This is a genomic window from Saccharothrix espanaensis DSM 44229, from assembly GCF_000328705.1.
In the GTDB taxonomy this organism is placed as follows: domain Bacteria; phylum Actinomycetota; class Actinomycetes; order Mycobacteriales; family Pseudonocardiaceae; genus Actinosynnema; species Actinosynnema espanaense.
The window spans coordinates 5250040-5262888 of sequence record NC_019673.1; the positions used below are offsets into that span (position 1 = coordinate 5250040).

Below are 12849 nucleotides of genomic sequence, written 5' to 3' on the forward strand. Positions count from 1 at the left end.
CTGGGCGTGCCTTTCGCTCTGCTCGACCGGTCAGGAGATGCCGAGGGTGGTGCTGATGAAGGCGGCGAGCTCGTCGTCGTCGGCGTGCTCCAGCTCCGCCACCGAGGTCGGGGCCGGGGTGTCCCAGCCCGCGATCAGCTCGCGCAGCCGGGCCGCCGCGAGCGCCCGGCTCGCCGGGTCCGCGCCCGCCGCCGCCTCCACCAGCGCGTCGACGGCCGAGTCGACCGACGCCGCCGGGGCGGGAGCCAGTCCGGCGTCGAGGTGGGCGGCGACGGCGACCGGCGTCGGGTGGTCGAACACCAGGGTCGACGGCAGCCGCAGCCCGGTGCGCGTGCCCAGTCTGGTGCGCAGTTCCAGCGCGGACAGCGAGTCGAAGCCCTGGTCGCGGAAGCTGCGCTCGGCCTCGACCGCGGCGAGGTCGCGGCCCTGCACGGCCGCGGTCTCCGCGCGCACCAGCGCGACCAGCCGCGCGGTCCGCTCGGCCGCGCCGAGCCCGGGCAGCTCGCGCAGGAAGGCGTCCCCGCCGGGCTCCGCCGCCGCGGCCTGGCCGCCCGGCTCGGCACCGGTCAGCTCGGCGACCAGCGGGACCGGGCCGGCCAGCGCCCGCCAGTCGACCTCGGCGACCACCACGGCGGTCTCGTCGGCGTCGAGCACCGGCCCGAGGGCGGTGACCGCCAGCTCCGGCGGCAGCGCGGTGAGCCCGAAGCGGGCCAGCACCCGGTCCACCTCGGCGTCGACGATGCCGTCACCCGCCCACTGGCCCCACGCGACGGCCGTGCCGGGCAGCCCGGCGGCGCGCCGGCGGGCGGCGAGCGCGTCGAGGTAGGCGTTGCCGGGCGCGTAGTTGCCCTGGCCGGCCGTGCCTCGCACGCCCGCCAGCGACGAGAACAGCACGAACGCCGACAGGTCCACGTCCCGGGTCAGCTCGTCCAGCGCCCGTGCGCCGCCGACCTTCGCCGCGAGGGCGTTGGCGACCCGCTGCGGGGTGAGTTCGCCCAGCAGGGCGTCGTCCAGCACGGCGGCGGTGTGCACGACGGCGTCGAGTGGGTGCTCGGCCGGGATGGCGGCGAGCACGCCGGCGAGCGCGGCCCGGTCCGCCACGTCGGCCGCCACCACGTCCACCTCGGCACCCAGCGCGGTCAGCTCGGCGACCAGCTCGGCGGCCCCGGGTGCGGCCGGCCCGCGCCTGCTGACCAGCAGCAGCCGGGGCGCGCCGCGCTCGGCCAGCCACGCCGCGACGCGCGCGCCGAGCCCGCCGGTCCCGCCGGTGACCAGGGTGGTGCCGCGCGGCCGCCAGAGCCGGGTGGTCGGCTCGGCGGGCGCGCGGACGATCCGCCGGGCGAGGACGCCCTCGGCGCGGACCGCCAGCTCGCTCTCGCCGCCGGCGAGGGCGGCGGCCAGCCGGTCCCACGCGGCGGCGTCGGCGTCGACGGGCAGGTCGACAAGCCCGCCCCACCGGCCGGGGTGCTCGGCCCCGGCGATCAGCCCGACGCCCCACAGCAGGGCGTGGTCCGGGTCGGCGTCCGCGCCGCGTTGGACCGCGACCGCGCCCCGGGTGACGACCCACAGCGGCGCGTCGACCGGGTCGAGGGCGCGCAGCAGGTCGAGCGTCGCGGTGTGCGCGGCCGGTACCCCGGGGTGGTCCGGGTGGTCGCCCTTGGTCAGCGACAGCAGCGACAGCACGCCCGCGACCCGTTCGGTCCCGGTCACCTCGGTCGCCACCCGCACGTCCGCGCCGCGCGCGGTCAACGCCCGCTCGGCCGCCGCCACCCACTGGTGGCCCGCCGGGGGCGCGACCAGCAGCCAGGTGCCGGACAGCCGGCCCGCCGGGTCGGGGGTGGACCGCCAGACGACCCGGTGCCGCCAGGCGTCGACCCGCTCGGCGTCGGACCGCTCGGCGAGCCAGGTGGTCAGCGCGGGCAGGACGGCCGACACCGGGCCGTGCAGCGCCTCGTCGCCGAGTTCGGCGGCCAGCCCCGCCGGGTCGCCCGCGCGGACCAGGTCCCAGAACCGCCCGCCGGTCGCCGCCGGCGTCGTGGCCGAGCCGGCGGCGACGCTGGCGTCGAGCCAGAACCTGGTGCGCTGGAACGGGTAGGTGGGCAGGTCGACCCGCCGCGCGCCGGGGAACACCGCCGCCCAGTCGACGGCGGCACCGCCGGCGTGGGCCGCGCCCAGCGCGGCGACCACCGCCGGGGCCTCCGGGCGGTCGCGGCGCAGGGCGGCGACCGCCCGGACCGGCGCGTCCCGCAGGCTCTGCCGGGCCATCGCGGTAAGCACCGCGTCCGGCCCGAGCTCGACCAGGGTGGTCGCGCCGCGCCCGCGCAGGGTGTCCACCGCGTCGCCGAACCGGACCGCCTCGCGCACGTGCCGCACCCAGTAGCCGGGGTCGGCCAGCTCCGCCGCCGTCGCGACCGCGCCGGTCAGCGCGGACACGACGGTGATCGCCGGTGCCCGGTAGGTCAGCTTCTCCGCGACCGCGCGGAACTCGGCGAGCACGGGCTCGACCAGCGGCGAGTGGAACGCGTGCGAGACCCGCAGCCGCTTGGTGCGCACCCCGTCGCCGGCGAACCGGGCGGCGACGGCGAGCACCGCCGCCTCGTCACCGGACACCACGACGGACGTGGGACCGTTGACCGCCGCAATGTCCACAGTGGACAACCCGGCGAGCGCTGCCCGCACCCGCGCCTCGGTCGCCTCGACGGCGACCATCGCGCCGCCTGCGGGCAACGACGCCATCAGCCGGCCGCGCGCCGCGACCAGCGTCGCCGCGTCGGCGAGCGACCACACGCCCGCGACGTGCGCGGCGGCCAGTTCGCCGATCGAGTGGCCCGCGACGAAGTCCGGCCGCACACCCCACGACTCGAACAGCCGGAACAACGCGACCTCGACCGCGAACAGCCCAGTCTGCGTGTAGACCGTGTCGTCCAACGCGTCCGACGGCACGCCCTCCGCCCCGAACACCACATCGGCCACCGAGTAGGGCCCCGGATAGGACCCTGAGTAGGACGCTGGGGCGCCCAACGCCCGGTCCAGCTCGGTGACGGCGGCGTCGAACGCCGCCGCGAACACCGGGTACGCCTCGTACAGCTCACGTCCCATGCCGACCCGCTGCGCACCCTGCCCGGTGAACAGGAACGCCGACGCGCCAGCGGACCGCGCGGTCACCGCGCCGGACCCGTCGGCCAACGACCGCAGCCCGTCGACCAGCTGCGCCCGGTCGGCCCCGACCACGACGGCCCGCTGCGCCAACGCCGCCCGCGTCGTGGCCAGCGAGAACCCGAGGTCGGCGAGCGGCACACCGCCCTCGACCACCGGCAGCACCCGCGCCGCCAGCGCCCGCAGCCCGGCCTCGGTCGCGCCGGAGAGCACCAGCGGCACGACCGGCGGCACGTCGTCGGCGATCTCCGCAGCGGCGACCGGTTCGGCCTGCTCGACGATGACGTGCGCGTTCGTGCCGCTCACCCCGAACGACGACACCGCCGCGCGGCGCGGACGCCCGGTCTCCGGCCACGGCCGGGCGGACTCCAGCAGCCGCACCCCGCTGCCCGCCCAGTCCACGTGCGTGGTCGGCGCGTCGACGTGCAGGGTCTTGGGCAGCACGCCGCGCCGCACCGCCTCGACCACCTTGATGATCCCGGCGACCCCGGCCGCCGCCAGGGCGTGCCCGATGTTCGACTTCATCGACCCCAGGTACAGCGGCTCGCCCGCGCGGTCCGCGCCGTAGGTCGCGATCAGCGCCTGCGCCTCGACCGGGTCGCCCAGCCGGGTGCCGGTGCCGTGCGCCTCCACGGCGTCCACATCGGACGGTTCCAGGCCGGCGGCGGCCAGCGCCGAGCGGATCACCCGCTGCTGCGACCGGCCGTTGGGCGCGGTGAGCTGGGTGCTGCGGCCGTCCTGGTTGACCGCCGAACCACGCAGCACGGCCAGCACCGGGTGCCCCTTGGCGCGGGCGTCGGAGAGCCGTTCCAGCACGAGCACGCCGACGCCCTCGGACCACGCCGTCCCGTCGGCGGAGTCGGAGAACGCCTTGCAGCGCCCGTCCGGGGCGAGGCCGCGCTGCCGGGAGAACTCCACGAACACGCCCGGACCGCCGAGCACGGTCGCGCCGCCCGCGACCGCGAGCGAGGTCTCCCCCGACCGCAGCGCCTGGATCGCCAGGTGCACGGCGACCAGCGACGACGAGCACGCGGTGTCGACGGTGACCGCCGGGCCCTCCAGCCCGAACGTGTAGGCGATCCGGCCGGACGCCACGCTGGTGGTCGTGCCGGTGAGCATGTACCCGTCGGTGTCCTGCGCGGGCTTGTGGTGCAGGCTCGGGCCGTACTCCTGGGCGATGACACCGACGAAGACTCCGGCGTCGCTGCCGCGCAAGGTGTCCGGGTCGATGCCCGCGCGCTCGAACGCCTCCCAGGTGGTTTCCAGCAGCAGCCGCTGCTGCGGGTCGGCGGCGAGCGCCTCGCGCGGCGGGATGCCGAAGAAGTCCGCGTCGAAGTCGCCCGCGTCGTACAGGAAACCGCCCCGGCGGGTGTAGGACTTGCCGCTGCGCGCCGGGTCCGGGTCGTACAGGTCGGGGTCCCAGCCCCGGTCGGTCGGCAGCGGGCCGGTGCCGTCGCGACCCTCGGCGAGCAGCCGCCACAGCGCTTCCGGCGAGTCGACGCCGCCGGGCAGCCGGCAGGCCGTGCCGACGACGGCGATCGGCTCGGTGGCGGCGGCGGTCACGTCCGCCAGCCGCTGCCGGGTCTGCCGCAGCACGGCCGTGACCTTGGCCAGGTAGTCGCGCAGCTTCTGCTCGTCGCTCACGGTGAGCCCCCTCAGGTCGGGTTCCGTTGGACAGCCGGGCCGGGCTGTCGTCGGGAAGGGTCAGGACAGCCGGAGTTCGGCGTCGATCAGGTCGAACAGCTCGTCGGTCCCCTCGACCGCCGGCACGGGCCCCGGGTCGAGCCCAGAATCGAGCCCTGTGTCGAGCCGGGACAGCAGGCCGCGCAGTCGGTCGACCACGGCCGCGCGCACCGCGTCGTCCAGCGGGTCGCCCAGCCGCTCGGCGAGCCGGTCCAGGTCGGCGACCACCGGCCCCGGCCCGGTGTCGGTGTCGGTGTCGTTGTCGGACGCGGTGGCCGGCGCGAGCAGTTCGCGCAGGAACACCGCGACGGCGGCCGGCGTCGGGTGGTCGAACACCAGGGTCGACGGCAGCCGCCGACCGACCCGGGCACCGAGCCGTTCGCGCAGCCGCATGGCGCTGAGCGAGTCGAAGCCGCCGTCGAGGAAACCCCGGTCCGGGTCGATCGCGTCGAACGACGGGTGCCCGAGCACGGCCGCGCCGGTCGACCGCACCAGCAGCAGCAGCGTCCGCTCCTGCTCGGCGGGCGTGAGCCCGGACAGGTCCTCGACGTCCGGCACGACCGCCGGCGGCGGCGTGCCGGCGCGCAGCAGCGGCGACACCACCCGGGCCGCGTCGAGCCGCGCCGCGACCACCACCGCGTCGGGACCGTCCAGCGCGGTGTCGAGCAGGTCGAGCGCGGCCCGCGCGGACAGCGGCAGCAGGCCGGCGGCCGGGTCACCGGCGGGCGGTCCCCAGGCGATCGAGGTCGCCGGGAGCCCGGCGGCGGCGCGCAGCCCGGCGATCCCGTCGAGGAACCCGTCCACGGCGGCGCGGTCCGGTCGTCCCGGGTCGCCCAGCACGCTCGCCGCCGACGTGTACAGCACGAATGCGGCCAGGTCGCCGGTCAGCTCGTGCAGGTGCCAGGCCGCGTCCACCCCGGCCTCCGGGTCGGCGTGCACGACGGCGGTCACCGGGCGAGCGAGCCCCGCGAGCAGGTCCGCGACGGCCGCCCGGTCGGCCAGGTCGACGGCCACCACCTCGGTGGCGGCCCCCAGCCCGGCCAGCTCGGCGACCAGGTCCGCCCCGCCGGCCCCGGTCAGCACCAAGTGCCGGATGCCGTGCCGGCGCACCAGGTGCCGGGCCACCTCGGCACCAGCACCGTGCGTACCGCCCGCGACCAGCACGGTGCCGTCCGGGTCGAGCGTCACCGCAGCGTCGTGATCGGGGTCGGTGGCGTCGAGGACCCGGACGAGGGTGGGCACCAGCACCTCGGCGCGGACCGCGAGCTGCCGCGCGCCGGTGGCCAGCGCGGCACCCAGACCGTCGAACCCGGTGCCCGGTGCGAGGTCGACCACGACCACCCGGTCCGGTGCCGATCGCGCCACACCCCACACCGCCGCACCGGCCGGGTCGGTCACCCGGTCCTGCGGGCCGGTGGCGACCGCGCCGCGTGTGACGAGCACGAGCGTCGTGTCCGGCGACCACCCCCGCACCAGGTCGAGCGCGGTGGACGTGAGCGCGCGCGCCCGTTCCACCGGGCCGCCGGCGGCCTCGATCTCGACCACCGCGAACCCGTGCCCGGGTCCGTGCTCGCCGAGCAACGCCCACGCGGCCTCGCCGTCCGCCCGCGGGGCGGGCACCCAGTCGATCCGGTAACCGCGCGCCTTGGCCGTGACGGGCCGCAGCACCAGCGAGTCGACGGCGAGCACGGGCGTCCCGCTCTGGTCGACGGCGTTGATCGACACCGAGTCGTCCCCGGTGGGCACGATCCGCACCCGCACGACCTCCGCGCCGGCGCTGTTCCCGGCGACCCCGCGCCACACCGACGGCACCAGCAGGCGGTCGTCGTCCAACCCGATACCCACCACGGCGTGCAGCACGGCGTCGAGCAACGCGTGCCGCTCGGCCTCGGCAGGCAGGCGCACCTCGGCGTACACGTGGTCGCCGTGCCGCCACGCCGCCGTCACGCCCGCGAACGCCGGCTCGTAGCCACGCCCGGCCAGCGCCGCGTACAGCCCCGCCACGTCGACCGGGCGCGCGTCCGCCGGCACCCGGAAGCCGTCGACCGGGCGCGAATCGGCGAGCACGCCCTCGGCGAGCCGGACCCAGTCGTCCCCGTCGCGCGAGTGCACCGAGACCGCCCGCACACCGTCCACTTCGGACTCGACGGCGACCTGCACCGACACCGCTCCGGCAGCGGCGGCCGGCGGGGCGTGCACGGTCAGCGAGGCGACGGTCGGCAGCCCGACCCGCGCCCCGGCGTGGGCGACCAGGTCGAGCAGCACCGCGCCGGTGACGGGGTGCCCGGGTCGCCCGGTCAGCACGACCCGGCCGTCCGCCAGGTCGACGGCCGCACCCAGCAGCGGGTGGCCGGCCTCGGCGAGCCCGGCGGCGGTCACGTCGGCGGGTGCCGGCGCGTCGAGCCAGTACCGCTGCCGCTGGAACGGGTAGGTCGGCAGGTCGACCCGCCGCGCGCCGGGGAACGCCGGCGTCCAGTCGACCGGGGTACCGGCGACGTGCAGGCCGCCCAACGCCTCCAGCCACGCGTGGGCGTCCGGCTGCCCGGAGCGCAGCGCCGCGACGGCCGTCGTGGCGTCGACCCCTTCGAGGGTGAGCGCGGTCAGCACGGGGTCGGGCCCGAGTTCGAGGTAAGTGCGCGCGCCCGCGTCGTGCAGGGCGCTCACGCCGTCGTGGAACCGGACCGCGCCGCGCAGGTGCGCGACCCAGTAGTCCGCCGTGGTCAACTCGCCCGGGGCGGCCAACCGCCCGTGCACGTTCGACACGACCGGGATCGCCGGTTCGGCGTAGGACAGCCCGGCGGCCACGGCGTGGAACGCGTCGAGCACCGGGTCAAGGTGCGCGGAGTGGAACGCGTGGCTGACCGGCAACCGCTTGGTCCGCCGACCGCGCTCCCGCCACCGGGCCGCCAGCGCGACGACGGCGTCCGCGTCGCCCGACACCACCACCGACGTGGGCCCGTTGACGGCGGCGAGGTCGACCCCGCCGCCCAGTTCGGGCGTGATCTCCTGCTCCGATGCTTGGATCGCGGCCATCGCGCCGACCGCCGTGACGCCCTGCATGAGCGCGCCGCGCGCGGCGACGAGCCGGGCCGCGTCGTCCAGGGTCATCACGCCGGCGACGTGCGCGGCGGCGATCTCGCCGACCGAGTGCCCGATCAGGAAGTCCGGCCGCACCCCGAACGACCCGGCGAGCGCGAACAGCGCCACTTCCAGCGCGAACAGGGCGGGCTGGGCGAACTCGGTGCGGTCGAGCAACACCGCGTCGGGCGTGCCGGGCTCGGCGAACAGCAGGTCGCGCACGGGCCGCGCGGTGTGCGCGTCGAGCGCGGCGGTCACCTCGTCGAGCGCGGCGGCGAACGCCGGGAACGCGGCGTGCAGCCCGCGTCCGACGCCGGGTCGCTGGCTGCCCTGACCGGTGAACAGGAACGCGGTCTTCCCGGTGCGCCCGGCGACCCCGACGGCGGTGGGGTCGCCGGACACCACGGCGTCGAGGCGCGCCGTGAACCCGTCAACGTCGGCGGCGACCAGGACGGCGCGGTGCTCGAACCGGGCCCGCGCGGTGGCCAGCGTGAAGCCGGTGTCCGCCAGGTCGCCGGCCGGGTGCGCGCGCAGCCGGGCCGCCAGGTCCCGCAACGCCTCCGCCGAACGGGCGGACAGCACCCACGGGACCGGCCCGGCTACCGGGGGCCGCTGCGGGAGGTCGGGCTCGGCGGGCGGCTCCTCCAGGATGAGGTGCGCGTTGGTGCCGCTGATCCCGAACGAGGACACCGCCGCGCGCCGGGGCCGGTCGACCTCGGGCCACGCGGTCGGCTCGGCGACCACGGTGACCGCGCCCGCCGTCCAGTCCACGTGCCGCGAGGGCCGGTCGACGTGCAGCGTCGCGGGGACGGTCCGCTCGCGCAGGGCGTGCACCATCTTGATCACGCCGGTCACGCCGGCCGCCGCCTGGGTGTGCCCGAGGTTCGACTTGGCCGAGCCCAGCAGCAGCGGCCGGCCGGCGCGCTGCCCGTAGGTCGCCAGGACCGCCTGCGCCTCGATCGGGTCGCCGAGCGCGGTGCCGGTGCCGTGCGCCTCCACGACGTCCACATCGGACGGTCCCAGCCCGGCGTCGGCCAGCGCCGCCCGGATCACCCGCTCCTGCGAGGGGCCGTTGGGCGCGGTCAGGCCGTTCGACGCGCCGTCCTGGTTCACCGCGCTGCCGCGCACCACGGCGAGCACCCGGTGCCCGTTCGCCCGCGCGTCGGACAGCCGCTCCAGCAGGACCAGGCCGACGCCCTCGGCCCACGCGGTGCCGTCGGCGGCGTCGGCGAACGGCTTGCACCGGCCGTCCGGCGCGAGGCCGCGCTGTCGGGAGAACTCGGTGAACAGGCCCGGCCGCGCCATCACCGTCACGCCGCCCGCCAGCGCCAGGTCGCACTCGCCGGCGTGCAGCGCCCGCACCGCCAGGTGCAGCGCGACCAGCGACGACGAGCAGGCCGTGTCGACGGTCAGCGCCGGCCCCTCGAACCCGAACACGTAGGACAGCCGCCCGGAGGCGACGCTGGTCAGGCTGCCGGTGAGGTTGTGGCCCTCGAAGCTCTCCGGCGTCTCGTGCAGGCGCGGCCCGTAGTCCTGGGCCATCGCGCCGACGAACACGCCGGTCCGGCTGCCGCGCAGCGCGACCGGGTCGATGCCCGCCCGCTCGACCACCTCCCAGGCCGCTTCCAGCAGCAGCCGCTGCTGCGGGTCGGTCACCGCCGCCTCGCGCGGGCCGAGCCCGAAGAACGCGGCGTCGAACCGGTCGGCGCCGGGCAGGAACCCGCCCTCGCGGGTGTAGGTGGTGCCGGGTCGCCGGGCCCGCGGGTCGTAGAGGGCGGCGAGGTCCCAGCCCCGGTCGGCCGGGAACGGCCCGATGGCGTCCACGCCGGCGGCGAGCAGGTCCCACAGGGCTTCCGGGGTGTCCGCGCCGCCCGGCCACCGCCCGCCGGCCGCGACCAGCACGACCGGGTCGTCGTCCACCCGCCGCCGGACGACCTCGGGCGCTGGCGCGCCGGCACCGTCGAGCAAGCGCGCCACGGCGACCGGGGTCGGGTGGTCGAAGGTCAGCGTCGAGGGCAGCCTGGCCCCGGTGACGTCGGCCAGCCGGTCGCGGAACTCGACCGCGCCGGCGGAGTCGAAGCCGAGGTCGCGGAAGGTCGCCGTCGGGTCGACCGCGTCGGCGTGCGGGTGCCCGAGCACGACCGCCGCCACCGCCAGCACGCTGTCCAGCGCCGATCCGCTCTTCGCGTCCACTGTGGACTCGACGGGCGCGGTCGTCGCGCGGACGACCTCGACGGTGGTGGTCGTGTCGAGCCAGTGCCGTTGACGCTGGAACGGGTAGGTAGGCAACGGGATCCGAGTGCCGCCGCCCACCGCCGCCCAGTCGACGTGGCCACCGCGCACGTGCACCCCGGCCAACGCCGTGAGGAACCGGGCGCTGCCGCCCTCGTCCCGGCGCAGCGACGCGGCGACCGTGATGTCCACGTCGGGCAGAGTGTCCGCGATGGCCCGCAACCCCGCCGCCAGGACCGGGTGCGGCGAGATCTCCACGAAGGAGGTGTGCCCGTCGTGGACGGCGGCGGCCACCGCGTCCGCGAACTCCACGGTCTGGCGCAGGTTGCGGTACCAGTAGTCGGCGGTCAGCAGCGAGGTGTCGAGCAGGCCGCCGGTGACCGTCGAGTAGAACGCGCTGTCCGCCGAGCGCGGCCGGATCCCGTGCGAGCCCACCCGGCCCAGCACCTCGGACAAGTTCTCCCGCAACGACTCCACCAGCGGCGAGTGCGACGCGTAGTCCACCGGGACGGTCCGCACGTCGACACCGTCCGCGCGGTAGCGGGCGACCAGTTCGGCCAGCGCCGCCGGCTCGCCGGACACGACGGTCGCGGTCGGCCCGTTCACGGCGGCGACCGCCAGCCGGTCGGCCCACGGCGTCAGCGCGGTCAGGACCCGGGTGACCGGGTGCGGCACCGAGACCATCCCGCCGGGTGCGGCGCTCGCGGCGATCACCCGGGCCCGCAGCGCGACCACGGCCGCCGCGTCCGCCAGCGACAGCGCGCCCGCCACGTGCGCGGCGGCGATCTCGCCCTGGGAGTGCCCGATCACCGCGTCGGGCCGCACACCGGCCGCGATCCACAGCTTCGCCAGCGACACCATCACGCCGAACAGCGCGGGCTGCACGACGTCGACCCGGTCCAGCGGCAGCCCGTCGCGCAGCAACTCCACCAGCGACCAGTCGACGTGCGGGCGCAGGGCGGCGTCCACCTCGGCGAGGTGCGCGGCGAACACCGGCGACCGCGCCAGCAGCCCGCCCGCCATGCCGACCCACTGCGATCCCTGCCCGGGGAACACGAACACCGTCCGGCCGGTCGCGGTGGCCGTGCCCGTCACCACGGCGGGCGACGGGCGTCCGGCGGCCAGGTCGCGCAGCGCGTCCACGAGCCCGGCGGCGTCGGTGCCCACCGCGACCGCGCGCCGGGAGAAGGCGGTCCGCGTGGTCGCCGCGGAGTGCGCGACGTCGGCGGGGTCGGCGTGCGCGAGCAGGTCGGCGAACCGCGCGGCCTGCGCCCGCAACGCGGCCTCCGTCTTCCCCGACACCGGCACGGCCACCGCACCCGGCACCAGGTTCCCGCCCGCCGCGGCACCGACGGCGGGGGTGTCGGCGGGGGCCGGGGCTTCGGTGAGGACGAGGTGCGCGTTGGTGCCGCCCATGCCCCACGAGCTGACGCCGGCGACGAGCGGGCGGTCCGGGTGCGGCCACGGGCCGGACTCGGTGGCCACCGCCAGCCGCAGCCCGGCGAGGTCGATGGCCGGGTGGGGGGTGGTGTGGTGCAGGCTCGCCGGGATCCGCCGCTCCCGGATGGCCAGCACCGCCTTGATCAGCCCGACGACGCCCGCCGCGCCCTCCAGGTGTCCGACGTTCGTCTTCGCCGAGCCGACCAGCAGGGTGTCGGGCCGGTCGCCGAGGGCCGCGCCGAGCGCGGCGGCCTCCAGCGGGTCGCCGACCTTCGTGCCGGTGCCGTGCAGCTCGACGTACTGGACGTCGGCGGGCGCGACCCCGGCGGCGGCGAGCGCGGCCCGGATCACGTCGCGCTGGGCGTCGGCCGAGGGCACGGTGAGGCCGGGGGTCGCGCCGTCGTTGTTGACCGCGCCGCCGAGGATGACCGCGTGCACCGGGTCGCCGGCCGCCAGCGCGTCGGCCAGCGGCTTGAGCACGACTACCCCGCCGCCCTCACCGCGCACGTACCCGTTGGCGCGCGCGTCGAACGCGTAGCCGACGCCGTCGGGCGAGAGGCCGCCGAACTCCTGCGCGGCGGCCGTGCTGTCCGGCGCCAGGTTGAGGTTCACCCCGCCCGCGAGGGCGATCCCGGTCTCGCCGCGCCGCAGGCTCTCGCACGCCAGGTGCACGGCCACCAGCGCGGAGGACTGGGCCGAGTCGACGGTCAGGCTGGGGCCGCGCAGACCGAGCACATAGGACACCCGGTTGGCGATCACACCGCGGTTGAGCCCCGGCAGGCTGTGCCGGGTCGGTCCGCCGTGCCGGGCGGCCAGGGTGGCGTAGTCGCCGCCGATCGCCCCGACGAACACCCCGGTCGGGGTGCCGGCCAACGCCGCCGGGACGATCCCGGCGTCCTCCAACGCCTCCCAGGCCAGTTCCAGCACCAGCCGCTGCTGCGGGTCGGCCGCCGCGGCTTCGGCGGGCCCGATCCCGAAGAACCCGGCGTCGAACCCGGCCACGTCCGGCAGCGCGCCGCCGAGCCGGGGCCCGCCGCCGGGCGCGGTGCCCCAGCGGTCGGCGGGCGTCGGGCCGATCGCGGCGGTCGCGGTGTCCAGCAACCGCCAGAACGCGGCCGGGTCGGCGGCACCGGGCAGCCGGCAGGCGAGTCCCACCACCGCGACGGCTCCGAGGTGACCCTGGGCGTACGGCCGGCGGTCGTCGATGGTCATCGCGCGCTCAACGCTCCTTCACCCCGGGGAGTCGGACGGGCGACGTGC

General features: G+C 77.4%; 1 protein-coding gene and 1 pseudogene. Both read right to left on the minus strand.

Annotated elements, in window-relative coordinates:
• Window positions 1–30: 30 nt before the first annotated feature.
• A pseudogene (locus BN6_RS49715) lies at window positions 31–4800 on the minus strand (type I polyketide synthase); the annotation flags it as partial.
• Between the two features lie 60 nt (window positions 4801–4860).
• The gene (locus BN6_RS22935) at window positions 4861–12801 is read right to left on the minus strand and encodes a type I polyketide synthase (protein ID WP_015102130.1); all 7941 of its coding nucleotides are present in this window, start codon (window positions 12799–12801) and stop codon (window positions 4861–4863) included.
• Window positions 12802–12849 lie beyond the last annotated feature (48 nt).

Coding starts and splice junctions, on each gene's coding strand:
- BN6_RS22935 (WP_015102130.1), bottom strand. CDS start 12,801: ATGACCATCGACGACCGCCGGCCGTACGCCCAGGGTCACCTCGGAGCC.